Source organism: Pontibacter vulgaris (assembly GCF_022758145.1).
Classification (GTDB): Bacteria; Bacteroidota; Bacteroidia; order Cytophagales; family Hymenobacteraceae; genus Pontibacter; species Pontibacter vulgaris.
Genome location: NZ_JAJVDH010000003.1, coordinates 332,184 through 346,493, shown reverse-complemented (window position 1 = coordinate 346,493; position 14,310 = coordinate 332,184). Strand labels below are relative to the sequence as shown.

The 14,310-nt window shown below is 43.8% G+C and carries 14 protein-coding genes; 9 read left to right on the top strand and 5 right to left on the bottom strand.

Annotated elements, in window-relative coordinates:
* Positions 1–156: 156 nt before the first annotated feature.
* The 8 genes from LWP20_RS06885 (at position 157) to LWP20_RS06850 (ending at position 9,445) form a co-directional block, all read left to right on the top strand.
* The gene (locus tag LWP20_RS06885) at positions 157–4,173 is read left to right on the top strand and encodes a response regulator (protein ID WP_242927382.1); all 4,017 of its coding nucleotides are present in this window, start codon (positions 157–159) and stop codon (positions 4,171–4,173) included.
* Positions 4,163–4,993 (top strand): CheR family methyltransferase, encoded by an 831-nt coding sequence (locus LWP20_RS06880; RefSeq protein WP_242927381.1) that lies wholly within the window; start codon positions 4,163–4,165, stop codon positions 4,991–4,993. Before LWP20_RS06885 ends, LWP20_RS06880 begins: the two co-directional genes overlap by 11 nt.
* A complete protein-coding gene (locus LWP20_RS06875; RefSeq protein ID WP_242927380.1) occupies positions 4,993–5,565 on the top strand; it encodes a chemotaxis protein CheB in 573 nt (190 codons plus the stop codon). Before LWP20_RS06880 ends, LWP20_RS06875 begins: the two co-directional genes overlap by 1 nt.
* Positions 5,555–6,757 (top strand): sensor histidine kinase, encoded by a 1,203-nt coding sequence (locus tag LWP20_RS06870; protein ID WP_242927379.1) that lies wholly within the window; start codon positions 5,555–5,557, stop codon positions 6,755–6,757. The genes LWP20_RS06875 and LWP20_RS06870 overlap by 11 nt, the downstream gene beginning before the upstream one ends.
* 65 nt (positions 6,758–6,822) lie before the next feature.
* Entirely contained in the window at positions 6,823–7,269 is a 447-nt protein-coding gene (locus tag LWP20_RS06865) for a hypothetical protein (protein ID WP_242927378.1), read from the top strand.
* Between the two features lie 95 nt (positions 7,270–7,364).
* Entirely contained in the window at positions 7,365–7,667 is a 303-nt protein-coding gene (locus LWP20_RS06860) for a hypothetical protein (protein WP_242927377.1), read from the top strand.
* A 408-nt stretch (positions 7,668–8,075) separates the two neighbouring features.
* Entirely contained in the window at positions 8,076–8,951 is an 876-nt protein-coding gene (locus tag LWP20_RS06855) for a hypothetical protein (RefSeq protein WP_242927376.1), read from the top strand.
* An 11-nt stretch (positions 8,952–8,962) separates the two neighbouring features.
* Positions 8,963–9,445 (top strand): hypothetical protein, encoded by a 483-nt coding sequence (locus tag LWP20_RS06850; protein ID WP_242927375.1) that lies wholly within the window; start codon positions 8,963–8,965, stop codon positions 9,443–9,445.
* 129 nt (positions 9,446–9,574) lie between these two features.
* On the opposite strand, the gene LWP20_RS06845 is transcribed toward LWP20_RS06850, so the two are convergent.
* The 3 genes from LWP20_RS06845 to LWP20_RS06835 form a co-directional block, all read right to left on the bottom strand.
* Positions 9,575–10,336 (bottom strand): SDR family NAD(P)-dependent oxidoreductase, encoded by a 762-nt coding sequence (locus tag LWP20_RS06845; protein WP_242927374.1) that lies wholly within the window; start codon positions 10,334–10,336, stop codon positions 9,575–9,577.
* A 67-nt stretch (positions 10,337–10,403) separates the two neighbouring features.
* Positions 10,404–10,811, bottom strand: coding sequence for a helix-turn-helix domain-containing protein (locus LWP20_RS06840; protein ID WP_242927373.1), 408 nt, complete (start codon positions 10,809–10,811; stop codon positions 10,404–10,406).
* Positions 10,812–10,949: 138 nt separating this feature from the next.
* A complete protein-coding gene (locus LWP20_RS06835) occupies positions 10,950–11,603 on the bottom strand; it encodes an NADPH-dependent F420 reductase (protein WP_242927372.1) in 654 nt (217 codons plus the stop codon).
* Positions 11,604–11,720: 117 nt separating this feature from the next.
* On the opposite strand from LWP20_RS06835, the gene LWP20_RS06830 reads away from it, so the two are divergent.
* Positions 11,721–12,089: a winged helix-turn-helix transcriptional regulator gene (locus LWP20_RS06830; protein ID WP_262914550.1), complete on the top strand. Its 369-nt coding sequence runs from the start codon at positions 11,721–11,723 to the stop codon at positions 12,087–12,089.
* Positions 12,090–12,246: 157 nt separating this feature from the next.
* Here the strand turns inward: LWP20_RS06830 and LWP20_RS06825 are convergent, their stop codons facing one another.
* The gene (locus LWP20_RS06825; RefSeq protein WP_242927371.1) at positions 12,247–13,044 is read right to left on the bottom strand and encodes a LytR/AlgR family response regulator transcription factor; all 798 of its coding nucleotides are present in this window, start codon (positions 13,042–13,044) and stop codon (positions 12,247–12,249) included.
* The gene (locus LWP20_RS06820; protein ID WP_242927370.1) at positions 13,041–14,123 is read right to left on the bottom strand and encodes a sensor histidine kinase; all 1,083 of its coding nucleotides are present in this window, start codon (positions 14,121–14,123) and stop codon (positions 13,041–13,043) included. The genes LWP20_RS06825 and LWP20_RS06820 overlap by 4 nt, the downstream gene beginning before the upstream one ends.
* Positions 14,124–14,310 lie beyond the last annotated feature (187 nt).

Here is a 14,310-nt window from a genome sequence, read left to right as displayed (position 1 = left end):
ATTCATACATTAGCGGCCTCTGCTTTTTGTTTATCAGAACTTTGGCAACTTTTATACTTTACTACCTCACCGTAATCATATAATGAAAAGGACTTTAAGTATAAATTCATAATTTGCGTTTTGATTTCCCATTAGCCCATACCCTAAGCCTACTAAATGAATACCATTAAGAATTTAAAGATCAGAGATAAGCTATTCTTATTGCTTTCGCTGCTTTTATTTCCACTCATCTACTTTGTTTTAACAACCACCAGGTCGGAGATAGTAGAAAACGATAAACTGAAGCAGGAAGCCATTCAGTTAGAAGAATCTGAAAAATTATCTACCCTGATTCACGCTTTTCAGAAGGAACGGGCGCGTATTCTGGCAGCTGCCGGCGGTGATTCGGCATTTATGGTAGAAGCCAAGGCGCTGAGAAGTATAACGGATGCGGCAGAAACTGAGATCAAGGGTTTTATTGTTAGTTCAGGGCGCCCTTTTCCTGACCTGGCTTTATTAAACAACCTGAAAAAATACCGCAACGATCTGGATCAGAATAAGCTGGACGTAGCCGAGTTCAGGCAATATTCCACTAATCTGATCTTTACTTTTCTGGATAAGTTAGATGCTAATGCAGAAGGTATAAGCAATGCTGAAATCAGCAGGCAACTAGCTAGTTTCAGAGACCTGGCGGAGGCCAAGATACAATTAGCCAGATTGCGAAGCCTGATGATGAGAGTAAGTCAGTCAGGAGAATTTTCAGCAATCGATTTCGCTCAGGCCAAATCTCAGCTAGACTTTTATAACAGGTCTTTGAATGATTTCATGCGGTATTCTGATGCGGAGTCGGTGAGGGAAATGCAGCAAATCCTGCAATCGGGCAACTATAATAAGGTAGCCGGCATACTGCAGGAAATTGAAAATAATCCGGAGCTCCAAACTTCAAAATACAACCCGACTACCACATTCAATACTTTTACTATAAGTATAGAAGAGCTAAGATCTGCAGAAGGTAAACTGATAAACCGTATAAAGGAGCAGTTAGATGAGGAGATAAGACATAAGCAGCAAAACCTGACCTTACTGATTATTGCGATTACCCTGATTCTAATATTAACAGGCACACTTTCTATCTACATCATTAACCTGATTTCCGGTTCGCTTTCTACCTTAAAAACAGCTGCCGACCGCATTAAACTAGGAGCAACTGATGTTGAGATCGATATTGACAGTAAAGATGAAATAGGCAGTGTTGCAGAATCTTTCAGAGGTGTGCTCGATAAAACGATTATGCTTTCTGAAGTAGCCCAGGCGATAGGCAAAGGAAACTATAATATGGAGGTGGCAGTGCAGAGCGAAGAAGATGTGCTCAGCTATGCCATAAAAGACATGAAGGATAACCTTCAGACCTTCACTACCGAAAATGCTAACCGTAACTGGATACTGACAGGTGTGGCTGAACTTAGCAACCTGATTGGCGGTGAGAACTCCCTTGAAAAAGTATCAGCGCATGCGCTATCCTACCTTTGCAATTATACCGATTCTGATGCAGGCGTATTATACCTGCACAACGATAGCGGCAAACTACAGCCGGCTGCCAGTTATGGTTTGCAGCAAAACAGCGAACAGCTACCTGTCTTCGAGATAGGCACCGGAAAAGTAGGTGAGGCGGTAAGCGAAAGAAAAGTAAAGATACTGGGGCAGGTGCCGGATGAATATCTCCGCATCAGGACAGGCCTTTCGGATATTGAGCCTGCTACCGTTATCATTTTACCGCTATACTTTGGCAATACCATTGTCGGAGCCCTGGAGCTTGCGTCTCGGCAACCTTACAACGAAGTGAAACGCCGCCTGCTCGACTCTGCCTCAGAACGCATTTCGGTGTTGATCTATACGTTGAAAGCCCACCTGCAAACCCAGGAATTACTGTACGAAACGCAGAACCAGGCCGAAGAACTGGAAACGCAGCAGGAAGAATTACGCCAGCTGAACGCCGAGCTGAAAGCATCGGAAGAGGAGTTGCGTGTAAACCAGGAAGAACTGCAGGAAAAAAATGCCGAGCTGGAAGAAAAAGCCCAGTTACTGGAAGAGCAGTACGAAACATTGCATGGCAAAAACAAGGCCCTGCAGGATGCCCGCGAAGCCATTGAGCTGAAAATACAGCAGGTAGAAGCGGTTAGTAAGTATAAGAGTGATTTCCTGGCAAACATGTCGCATGAGCTGCGCACACCGCTAAACTCTATACTTATACTTTCGAGGTTGCTGGCAGATAATACAGAAAATACATTATCTACCAAGCAGATCGATCATGCCAACATCATCCATAATTCCGGTAACGACCTGCTCAAACTGATCAATGAAATTCTGGACCTGTCTAAAATCGAGTCAGGTATGATCAGGCTGGAAACCGATGAAATAAAGCTCGAAGATATTTCGCTGGAGCCTATGTTCCGTGAATTGGCATCTAAAAAGAAGATCCGTTTCAGTGAGCACGTTACGGCAGGTAGCCTGGATACTATAACTACCGACCGATTCAGGCTGGAGCAAATACTGAAAAATTTTATAGGCAATGCTATTAAGTTTACCAACGAAGGCGGCGAAGTAGAACTTTCTGTTTACCCGGTAATGCGCAAGCCTAAATTTAAATCAGAGCAGCTGCGCGAACAATCCGATATCATTGCATTCTCGGTGCGCGATACGGGCATCGGCATTCCAAAAGATAAGCTGGATGTTGTTTTTGAAGCATTCCAGCAAGCCGATACATCTACTACCCGCAAGTATGGCGGTACTGGCCTGGGCCTTACCATCAGCAAAGAACTGGCAAACCTGCTTGGCGGAGAAATTATACTTGAAAGCGAAGCCGGCAAAGGCAGCACCTTTACGCTATACTTACCACGGGTACCTTTTGCAGAGGTTAAGAAAGCAGCCCCTGTGGTTAAGGCAGCAGTAAATGGTACTTCTATCAGCAAGGCAGAAACAGTGAGCCATGTTTTTGACAGGATGGAGCAAAAGGATAAAAAGGATATTACAGTGCTGATCGTGGAAGACGATAAAGGCTTCAGTGATATTCTGGCTGACTTTGCTGCGGCCAAAAACTTTAAAGTGCACCAGGCTTATACCGGTAAAGATGGCCTGCGCCTGGCTCGGGAAGAAAAACCGGATGCCATGCTACTTGATATTCACTTGCCGGATACGACAGGCTGGGATGTTCTGAAAGAGATAAGGGAAGACAAAGAACTGCGCCATACAAATGTGCACATCATGTCGGCTTACGATAAGGAAGTGATCGGGGAGCATGCCGAGAACGAAGAATACCTGCCTAAGCCGGTAACACTCGAGATGCTGAACAAAGCCTTTACGTCCATCTCCGGAATCTCAGATAATTCGATCGAGAATATCCTGATTGTAGAGGACAACGAAGTAGAAAACAAAGCAGTGGCGGAGTTACTGCTGGCGCATAATCTGAAATCTACTTCCGCATACTCTGCTGAAGAAGCCGAACAGATACTGGCCAAGCAGAAAGTAGACTGCATTATACTTGACCTGAACCTGCCGGGCATGAAAGGCTACGACTGGATGAAGAAGATCAAATCCCAGACCGGCCTGGCAGATATTCCGATCATCATTTATTCCGGTAAAGACCTGAGCGAAGATGAGGAAAATGCCCTGAAGGAGTTTGCCAATACCATCATCATCAAAAATGAATACTCGTACCTGCGCCTGCTGGATGAAGTGCAACTGTTCCTGCATAAGGTAAATCAGAAGCTACCTGCCGGCAACGATTTTAAGATGAAGCTGCACGTGCCGGAAGAAATACTTCGAAATAAAAAAGTACTGGTAGTGGATGATGATGTGCGCAATATTTATTCCCTGAGTAGTTTGCTCGAACTGAATGGAATGGAGGTAATAGTTGCCTACGACGGTAAAGAAGCCCTGGAAAAACTGCAATCGGAAGACGGGGTAGACATGGTGCTGATGGATGTGATGATGCCTGAAATGGATGGTATAGAAGCAACAAAACGAATTAGGCAAAATGCTCGTTTTAAGCAACTGCCTATAATTGCTCTAACCGCAAAAGCCATGAAAGAAGATAAAGAGAAGTGCATAGAAGCCGGCGCCTCAGATTATATACCTAAGCCAGTAGATACAGATAAATTACTGACGTTAATGCGGGTCTGGCTGTATGAAGCTTAATAACGATGCCCTTTTTGAGCAGGACGTTGAAGCGCTTATCCGGGAAATTCATGCGCAATATGGCTATGATTTCAGCGGTTATGCGCGTGCTTCTGTGTACAGAAGGATAAAAAGGTTTTTGTCGCAAAAGCACCTGAACTCTTTAGACGATCTGCGGAAAGGCCTGTTTTCGGATAGTTTCTTTTTTGAGAATTTCCTGCAGGAAGTGACAGTGAATGTAACCGAAATGTTTCGCGACCCGACCTTCTTTTTGTCGTTGCGTACCAATGTGTTGCCTATACTTTCTACGTATCCGTTTATAAAGATATGGGATGCTGGTTGCTCTACCGGCGAGGAGCTTTTTTCGCTGGCTATACTTTTAAAAGAAGAAGGGCTGCTGGACCGTACCAAAATTTACGCTACCGATATAAACCAAAAGGTGCTGAAGCAGGCGAAAGAAGGTATATTTTCGGCTACGAACATGCCGGCTTATACTTCGGGTTATTACGCAGCAGGCGGCAAGCAGGAGTTTTCGAGCTATTACCGGAGCAATTACGGCAGTGCCAAGTTCGACTCGTCGCTGGTTAAAAATGTGGTCATCTATCCGCATAACCTGGCAACCGACTCGTCCTTTAATGAGTTTCACCTGATCCTGTGCCGTAATGTGCTCATATACTTTAATCGTGAATTGCAGGAGCGTGTTTTCAGGTTGTTTGATGAGAGTATGGTGAGCCTCGGGTACCTGGGTCTTGGGAAAAAAGAAACCCTGGCCATGTCGGGTATCAGCAGCAACTATAACCTGGTGGATAAGAGTAACAGAATTTACCGCAAAGCAAACTGATGGCAGCAGCATCCAACGTAATAGTAATAGGGGGCTCGTGGGGTGGTATACAGGCATCGCTTACTATACTTAAAAATCTACCGGCAAACTATAGCATTCCAATTATACTGGTGCTGCACCGGCTCCGGACCACAGAAGGCAACTTACAGGAAGTTTTTGGAAAGCGACTGGCCTTAAAAGCTGTGGAAATAGAGGAGAAGGAGGCCTTATTGCCGGGCTACGTATACCTGGCGCCTGCCAATTACCATGTGCTGATAGAAAAAGACCATACTTTTTCGTTGGATGATTCTGAACTCGAAAATTACTCCCGGCCATCTATAGACGTTACATTTACCAGTGCTGCCGAAGTATTTAAGGACCGAACAATAGGGATTTTGTTAAGCGGCGCCAGCAAGGACGGAAGTTCAGGATTAAAGTATATCTTTGAGAAAAGAGGTACAGCCATAGTGCAGGACCCTGAAGAAGCTGAAATAGATACCATGCCGCTTGCAGCTATACATAGTATACCCGGCTGCAGTGTACTGAATTTAGAGCAAATACAAGCATTTTTACTTTCCTTACATGATCATTGACCACCACCTTAACCCACCTGCATTAGCGGCTGAAGTGCAACAGGTAAAGATACTTTTAGTTGATGACAAGGTCGAAAACCTGGTGAGCCTGGAAAGCCTGCTGACCGGGGAAGCTGACAATATTACGTATCTTTTTGCCAACTCAGGAGAAGAGGCTTTAAAGATTGCCCTGCAGGAAGAACTTGCCCTGGTTTTGCTGGATGTGCAAATGCCCGGCATGAATGGGTACGAGGTGGCCCGCTACCTGCGCGATATTTCCAAAACCCGGGATATTCCGATCATATTTGTTACGGCCATTAACGAACAGGATGCGCACGTTATCGAAGGTTTTGAGGCTGGCGCCGTTGACTTCCTGTTTAAGCCATTGCACCCCTACATTACCAAAGCCAAGGTATCCACGTTTGTGCGTTTTTATCTCCAGAAAAAAGAGCTGGAAAAAGTAAACAAGCTTACCCTAGAAATTAACCAAGAGCTGGAAGAACGGGTAAAGGAACGAACCAAAGAGCTCACCCGCGTTAATAAAGACCTCGATAATTTTGTGTATACGGCATCGCATGACCTGAAAGCACCTATAAACAACATAGAAGGCCTGATGGTAGCGCTGCATGAAACATTGCAGGAAAAGCAACTCGACCTGAAAGATGTAGAACCTATTCTCGGGATGATCAATGGCTCTATCAGCCGTTTTAAAAACACCTTGCTTGATCTTACTGAGGTGGCTAAAGTACAGCATAACGAAGGCCATGAAAAAGACACGGTAAGCTTTGAGGAAATTCTGGAAGACGTTGAACTGAATATCAAAGACCTGATAAAACGCTACGACGCAACTATAAAGGCAGATTTTTCGCAGGCACCGGAAATCATTTTCTCAAGAAAGAACCTGCGTAGCATTATTTACAACCTGGTTTCCAATTCTATCAAGTATAGTGCTCCCGGCCGTAAGCCTGAAATAGAGATCACCGCATCCGTTGAAGATGTTTACACACTTTTAACCGTGCGTGACAATGGTCTTGGCCTCAAAAAAGAAGACCACGAAAAAGCTTTCGGTATGTTTACAAGGCTGCACGCCCACGTAGAAGGTACGGGAGTAGGCTTGGCCATTGTTAAAAGTATAGTTGAGAACTGCGATGGCAAAATTGAATTTGAAAGCGAGCTGGGCAAAGGCTCTGTTTTTAAAGTTTACCTCAAATAATCCGGTTTAATCAACAGCCTGGCTAACCAAATAATTTAAAGGCAGCCAGCAATGCTGCATCAGAAATGGAAGAACGCAACCTGCGCGACAAAAATGCAATTCAGCAACTATATAACGATGTGTTACCCGTGCTGGCGCAGCACATTCATAAAAACTTAGCACCTCTCTTACCTTTATTCGAAAACTTTGTGCTGGAGCGCCTGCTCGATACCTGGACCAAAGACCCTGCCAACCCGGACAAGGAGATAAGTATAGAAAACGGCAACATACAACAACTGGGGCTCAGGCTGCGGCTGGAAGGCTTTAATAAAGTCGGCGTAGAACCGTTTGACATTGCCAAAGACTTACTGTTAAAACTCGAATACAGCAGCTATACTATAGGCACCGATAAAAATACTACCTGGCTCGAAAAAGAATACATGCAGCGCTGGGAGCAAGCTGAATACGAAATGCTGGCAGGCAAATGGAGCGATGAGCTTATTGACGAAATAACACAACGTTTACAGGCTTAGAAGAACTTTAAACAGCTGCCCCATACGCCTGTTTTGCCAGAACTTACATACCAGACCAGGTATACTTACCAGCGGTACGTACTATATTTGTAAGTATGAACTCTATTAAACTGAGCTCTTATTACCGCCTCTACGCTTTTTCTAACTACCGAAGTATGAAATCGGCTATGCCATACATGCAGCGCGTAGTACTGGCAAAAGGATTAACTGAAGTACAGGAAGAAGAAGCCCGAAGCTACGTAGGACGCATAAACGGTAAAGGATACAAGAATTACCTGGAGCCAATCTACAGCCTAAATGCGCGGGTCTCAGCAACTCAATCACTTATAACAGCCTTACAAGTGCTCTACAAGAGCAACGGTTACTCTGCCCGGTATATCATAATTGAGCGGGTGTAGCACCTCCCAGTTATACTTTTCTCCTTTTTTATAGATTTTAACAAGACCTCTCATCATTTTAATTCAACTATAAAATACCTATTTGTAGGTATAGGATTATATATAGTATAATATCTATTTTTGCCTGTTCCTATTTTGCAGAATGCAAATTTATAGTGTTAATCTACCATTGAAGTATCAATACTGTATGGTTGATTTTTCTGGTGCAGAGCTGTTTTAGCGCAGTTTATATAAAGTCCATTAATCAACTATACTTCCGAAACTAATGCCTGGACTCTTACTGTGTGCTTGGCTTTCCTCTGCTTCCGAAAACGCTTAATATAAAGTGATTAGCCCTAAGTGGGCTGTCCTTTCCATTTGATTTCATAATACCACTTTATACTATACTAAACCCTGATTTAATACTGCATGATGAAAAAATTCTACTTACTGTTTTTCGCTTTTCTGGCCACATTATCAATTCAAGCCCAGGATATAATTATCAAAACTGACCAATCAGAGATAAAATCAACCGTGCTGGAAATATCTGATGAGACAATCAAGTATAAACAATTCGATTTTCAGAATGGCCCTGTTTACAACATTAAAAGGTCTGAAGTAAATAAGATTGTTTATGCAAACGGCAAGGAAGAAGTATACAGCGGAGAGAAAAATACGCCTGCCATTACGGCAACTGCCTTACTCGCTAATTTGAAAAACGCCAGCCAGGCCATAGCTACTCAGGATAGTATTCCTGTTCAGCCGGTTATAAAGCCACGTGCTTTCATTGGCTTTATTTACTCAAAACAGATAACATCTTCTACTGAAGATGTATCGGAGTTTGTTTATACCCCGGTGTATGGTTTCAGTTTTATGTACGAAAAGCACTTCCGCCCAAAAGCCGGTAAAGAGCACCGCGCACCAGACAAAGGTATAGGTCTGGCATCGAACAACTATTTTGGATACTCCGAAACGATAGGTTCAGAAGTATATACCGGCTCCAGGCATTATGTAACGGCTTATCTTTTCAGAGAAAAATCAATAAAAAGTATAGTTACACTTGGGGGGCTTGCAGGTGGCGGCATGTGCTATACCCGCGCCACAGCCGATGAAAACAACCAGGTTAATCCGGGAGAATCAGCAGGCAACTTTAGCGGAGGAGCACATTTAGGTCTTTTTGCTCAAAAATCTCTTACCAAATCAAAAGAAGGCCAACCTGATTATTTGCTCCGCCTGGGTTGGGATATCTTTATCATGTCGAGTTCCAATGGTACCCTGGGTGCTAATCTTTCTTTAAGCTTTTAATTAATCTAGAAATGAGAAATAAGTCTATACTTTATCTGCTGTCGCTTTTATTAACATTAACTTTCTTTGGTTGCGTTAGCGATGCTGAAGAAGAGTTTATGATTATTGCTGAAAAGATAGCGGCTGGTCCTGATGGCGGTTCCGGTTCAGGCTCCTGCCCTGTAGGGAAATGGGGGACAACTACCTGTAATGGAGGCGGCACGCTTATCTATTACTTTGGCAGCAATGGCGAAGGTTATGCAGAAAACCCTGATTGTAATGGCATTTGCACCCCATTAAGGTTCCACTTCAGGTATACCGTTAGTGGGAATACAATTTCTTATACTTACACTAAAACAGATGATGTTATCTGCAGCGGTAAAAACCAGGGGCGGCCAAACGTACCAACAGGAAATTATTCTATAACCTTTACCTGCCAGAACAGTGGTAGCCAGATGTTAACGGAGGTTACTACAAATGGCGTAAGAAGAACTACTTTATTTGACAGAATGTAATTTTATTAAGCTCCTGCCAGTTTATGTGGTTAAACAAAAGCCCTGCAGATTTTGATCTGCAGGGCTTTTATACTTTACATTATCTGCGCTATCCCTGGTATAGCAGCTGATTATAACCTGAAGTTATACTTACAGAAACATTCCACCTGAAGCCTCAATGCGCTGTGCATTTATCCAGCGGGCATCATCCGAGCATAAAAAGGCGATAATGCCACCAATATCTTCGGCTTCGCCCACTCTGCCAAGTGCCGTTTGGGATGCCAGGAAACCTTTAACCTGAGGGTTGTTACGAATGGCGGCATTATTAAAGTCTGTTTCAATAGCGCCGGGTGCCAGTACGTTTGCCGTTATACCTCTCGGGCCGAGTTCTTTTGCTAGGTACTTGGTAAAGGTTTCGATGGCACCTTTCATGGATGCATACATAGAATAGCCCGGCACGCAGAACCTGGTAGTGCCAGTTGATAAATTAATGATACGGCCACCATCGTTAAGCAAAGGCAGCGCTTTCTGCGTGAGGAAGTATACACCCTTAAAATGGATGTTCATAAGATTATCAAAATCTTCTTCGGTTGACTGCTCTATCGGAATAGTGGCGCCTATACCTGCATTATTGATCAGGAAATCGAACTTATCGGTCTGCCATTTGTCCTGCAAAGCCTGCGCTACACGCTGAAAGAAAGCATCAAATGAGCCTGTAGTAGCCACATCCAACTGTAAAGCCACTGCCTTTTGCCCTAATTCCTCGATCTCAGAAACAACCTTTGCAGCTTCATCCTTCTGTGTAAGGTATGTAATGATAACGTCTACACCTTTTTGAGCAAGGCGCAAGGCTGCATTTTTACCCAAGCCACGGCTGCCGCCTGTTATTAAAGCTATTTTATTCTGTTCCATTTCAAATTTCTTAAAAGTTTACGCTACAAATTTCGGGGCTGGTTGCCTGGGTATTATGGTGAGAACTTCAGTTTTTTTCGGGTCTGGGTGTTTTGATTTCCACTGCGAATGTATCCCGGAATTGCTTAGGCGTTTGCCCCTGAAAGTGCTTAAAAAACTTCGAGAAATTAGAAGGATCGTAGGTAAGCTGGCGGGCAATTTCAGCTACCGGTTTATTGGTTTCAGTTAGCAGCCTGCGGGCGATATCCATCAGCTTGTTTTCATAAATATCGCAGGGCGAAAACCCGGTTACCGCTTTCAGGGTGTTGCTCAGGTGTGTGGGATGAACGTGCAGTAAACCGGCCAGGTCATTTATTTTAAAAGTGCTCTCAGCTTGCCCGGCTTCTAATTCAGTTAGGTGCTTATCGAGTTCGGCATAAAAAGCAGCGGTAATTTCTTCGGGCCGTTTTTCTGTTTTATTATCAGTTTGTTTCATTTTCAGGCGAATGTAGGTCTGTTCAGTTATACTTTCCGGGCCAATTTACTTACGTTTTACGGCGATTTAATTTTTCTTCAAACACCAAAAACCTGCGGAAATTACTTTCCGCAGGTTTTCTAATGTGTACTGAAAGAACTATTGCACAATCTTAAATGCAAAGTAACCATTTCCTGTTGCCATCCAGGTTCTGAGCCAGATAGGCAGTAACATTTCAGTGCCACGGGCAGTGGTAATATCGCCCAGGTCAATAATATCTGTCCAGTTAAACTGCTTTAAAATTTCCTTTGCTTCTTCTTTTGCTTCGGCATTATTTCCGCTCACGAACATGGTCGGGTCTCCACCGCTCTTTTTGGCATCCACCATTACCTCGCAGTTCACGATGTTGAGGGTTTTTACCACGTTGGCTTCCGGTAGCAGCTTCTGTATTTCCTCGCCAAGTGAATTAGTGTTGGATAAAGAAGGAATAAGGGATGGGGGCATGCCGTGGGAGAAATCCAGCGGGTTGGCAATGTCGATAATGGTTTTACCATTGAAGTTTTCTATGCCAGCCATTTTAAAAACATTCAGTGAGGCGTCGCCTTTTGTGCAGTTAAAAATAATCTCGCCAAAGGCCGCTGCATCGGTAAAAGTGCCCGCGGAAGCATTGGCGCCATTTGCATTTACCCAAGCCAGTGCTTTCTCATTGTTGGCTGTTCTGCTGCCCATTTTAACTTCGTAACCCAGGTTTATTAATTTGGTGCCGATGGTGTTGCCTACCATGCCCGTGCCCAAAACTGCTATCTTTTTCATCTTAATATATTGATTTATAGTTAGTGTAAAAAGTATAGTAGCAAAATTAAGTATAGCTACTTACCTTTGCAATAACTGTCAAACCTGACAGTATGAAATTATTTTATTAAACGGCTTATGATTATCAAGGACAAGGAATACGTGTTTGATTTGAATGATAAAACTTTCCATTGCGCCATGGATGTGACCATGCATTTTATAGGTGGTAAATGGAAGACCGTAGTTTTATGGTACCTGCGCAACAAGACGCTCCGGTTTGGCGAGCTGAAGAAACAGATCCCGGACATCACTGAAAAAATGCTGAGCCTGCAGCTGAAAGCGCTGGAAGAAGATGGCCTTGTAAAACGTGATGTTTACCCCGAAGTGCCCTTGCGGGTAGAGTATTCGCTGACTGATTTCGGAAAGTCGCTGGTGCCTGTGCTGGATGCTATTGCCAAATGGGGCCGGAACCTGGGAGAGACGAAAGGGAAGTTAAGGGAAGTATAAAAGAGATTTATCAGTTCGCTACTGGAGGTCTCACCAACAACCTATGATGTACAGCCCTAGCGGTGAGTAGCCCTGCCTTTGCTGCAGCTTTCAATAAGGTTCCTGCTTTCCAGATCACTATGGAATAAGTACACAGGCTCATTCCATCACATACTGGCTATCCTAGCCCAAAACGCTCCAGGAGCGCTTGTTTGTGGTTCTTGCTTACTTTAAGCTCCGTGTTGTTCTGCAGTTTCATAATTAAGCCGCCGTTGAAGTGGTTTTCCAGTTCCGTTACCTTTTGCAGATTCACCAGCGACGATTTATGAATTCTGCAAAACTGCTTTTCTGCCAGCAGCTGCTCCAGGTTTTTAATGCTGTCCCGGATAAGAATGCGCTGTGATTTATAGTGGATGTTTACATAATAGTCTTCCGCCTCAAAGTACCAGATGTCGTTTAGGTCCAGGAGAAGGATCTTGCCGTTGGCTTTTATACTTAGCTTGTTCAGGGCATTAATGGACGTAACCGGACTAATCAGTTTTTCTTCTTTCTGCGTTGTCTGCTCCTGCAGCAATTGCCGGATTTTTTCGCTTAGGTCTCCCTGGTTCTTTTGCTCTACTACACTTTTGCACTTGGCAAGGCAGTTGCGGAAGCGATCGTTCGTGAATGGCTTTAGAAGGTAGTCTATCGCGTGGTGCTCAAAAGCTGCAATGGCATATTGATCGTAAGCGGTAACAAAAGCTACGGCAGGAGGAGTCACAGAGAGTGACCGAAGCAGTTCAAAGCCATTAACTTCAGGCATCTGGATATCCAGGAAAAGTATATCGGGTGTCGTGTGCTGCATCAGATCTATGGCTTCTAAAGCGTTTGCGCAGATACCGATCACCTCTACCTCAGCATCTGCTTGTAGTAGTACAGCCAAACCTTCGCGAGCAGCCGGCTCATCGTCAACAACTATGGTTTTATACTTGCTCATGAGGCTATACTTATACTTGCCAACACCAAACCATTTTGCTGCTCTAAGGCAAAATGTGCTTTATCGCCGTAATGTAGTTTTAAGCGTTCCCGTACATTCTGTAACCCAATGCCATTTCCGTTAAACTCTGTAGTATCTAATTTACCGGTATTTTTAATGCTGATGATTAAATCATTTTCCAGCTGATGGCTTTCAATCCTAAGAATAGGAGAAGAGTCTAAGGAATTCATCAGGCCATGTTTAAATGCGTTCTCCAGCAGAGGCTGTAAAATCATACCGGGCACCAGTATCTTTTCGGTTTCCGGCTGCACATCAAATTCAACTTTTAACCTGTCTTTAAACCGAACCAGTTCAATGTCTAGGTAGTGGCGGCAATACTCCAGTTCTGTGTGCAGGGGAATTAGTTGCTTTTCATTTTTATAAAGGCTGATGCGCAGCAGCTCGGCCAGTTTTGCCAGCATGTCGGTTGCTTCTTCGTTTTTATTGGCCCGCACCATCATTGAAATGGTATTAAATGTGTTGAAGATAAAGTGAGGGTTTAGCTGCATGCGCAGCATCTGCAATTGGGTTTGTACCAGTTGCGACTGCAGTTCGGCATTAAGCTTGGCCTGTCTTTGATTTGCCTGAAGGTTTTCCCAGCCAAGCCAGGCTATAAAGATGACGATTGTTGTAAGCCAGCTGATAAAGAACAGTCTGGAGAAATGGTAGAATCCACCATCCCAGTAGCGCCCTGCCTCAAATGTGGTATCAAAAGATATGATGGATGCCAGTAACCCATAGCTTATTACACTTACAGAAGCATGAATGGCGGCGGCAGCAATAGTTAATAAAATGTATTTAACCCACTTATTTGGCGCCCCCGCTTTGTTAAGCAATTGCAGGTAAGGTACCGTTATAACACCCCAGACAATGTGAACGGCAATTTTATAGCTGCTATGCTGATACCATACAACGGGAGGAGTTGACGCATGCAGGTCCAGCAGCGTAGTGTATAAAACATACAGAATTCCCACAAAAAGCCAGAATAGCAGGCTGGCAGGCCATTTATACTTGTGTAAGATTTCGCTTTTAAGGGGCATTATACTTTGGTGTGTTGTTAAAATTATAGGAAAGTTATCAGAAAGTTTTTAAATGACTAACGACAGTATAAATTTTAGTATCCGCCACTTCAATGCGGTAAAATGTGGTTTTTATTGAAGCTGTTTAGAGTTTATTAAAATCTACACTGCCTGCCCTTGCTGCGTGTTTTTCACCAGCAAGATTAAT

What these genes read in the sequence shown, in the direction of transcription:
- LWP20_RS06855 (WP_242927376.1), top strand. Translation starts at nt 8,076, where the DNA reads ATGATGAAAAAATTCTACTTACTGTTTTTCGCTTTTCTGGCCACATTA.
- LWP20_RS06875 (WP_242927380.1), top strand. Translation starts at nt 4,993, where the DNA reads ATGGCAGCAGCATCCAACGTAATAGTAATAGGGGGCTCGTGGGGTGGT.
- LWP20_RS06880 (WP_242927381.1), top strand. Translation starts at nt 4,163, where the DNA reads ATGAAGCTTAATAACGATGCCCTTTTTGAGCAGGACGTTGAAGCGCTT.
- LWP20_RS06825 (WP_242927371.1), bottom strand. Translation starts at nt 13,044, where the DNA reads ATGAGCAAGTATAAAACCATAGTTGTTGACGATGAGCCGGCTGCTCGC.
- LWP20_RS06835 (WP_242927372.1), bottom strand. Translation starts at nt 11,603, where the DNA reads ATGAAAAAGATAGCAGTTTTGGGCACGGGCATGGTAGGCAACACCATC.
- LWP20_RS06865 (WP_242927378.1), top strand. Translation starts at nt 6,823, where the DNA reads ATGGAAGAACGCAACCTGCGCGACAAAAATGCAATTCAGCAACTATAT.
- LWP20_RS06820 (WP_242927370.1), bottom strand. Translation starts at nt 14,123, where the DNA reads ATGCCCCTTAAAAGCGAAATCTTACACAAGTATAAATGGCCTGCCAGC.
- LWP20_RS06885 (WP_242927382.1), top strand. Translation starts at nt 157, where the DNA reads ATGAATACCATTAAGAATTTAAAGATCAGAGATAAGCTATTCTTATTG.
- LWP20_RS06840 (WP_242927373.1), bottom strand. Translation starts at nt 10,811, where the DNA reads ATGAAACAAACTGATAATAAAACAGAAAAACGGCCCGAAGAAATTACC.
- LWP20_RS06860 (WP_242927377.1), top strand. Translation starts at nt 7,365, where the DNA reads ATGAACTCTATTAAACTGAGCTCTTATTACCGCCTCTACGCTTTTTCT.
- LWP20_RS06830 (WP_262914550.1), top strand. Translation starts at nt 11,721, where the DNA reads ATGATTATCAAGGACAAGGAATACGTGTTTGATTTGAATGATAAAACT.
- LWP20_RS06845 (WP_242927374.1), bottom strand. Translation starts at nt 10,336, where the DNA reads ATGGAACAGAATAAAATAGCTTTAATAACAGGCGGCAGCCGTGGCTTG.
- LWP20_RS06850 (WP_242927375.1), top strand. Translation starts at nt 8,963, where the DNA reads ATGAGAAATAAGTCTATACTTTATCTGCTGTCGCTTTTATTAACATTA.
- LWP20_RS06870 (WP_242927379.1), top strand. Translation starts at nt 5,555, where the DNA reads ATGATCATTGACCACCACCTTAACCCACCTGCATTAGCGGCTGAAGTG.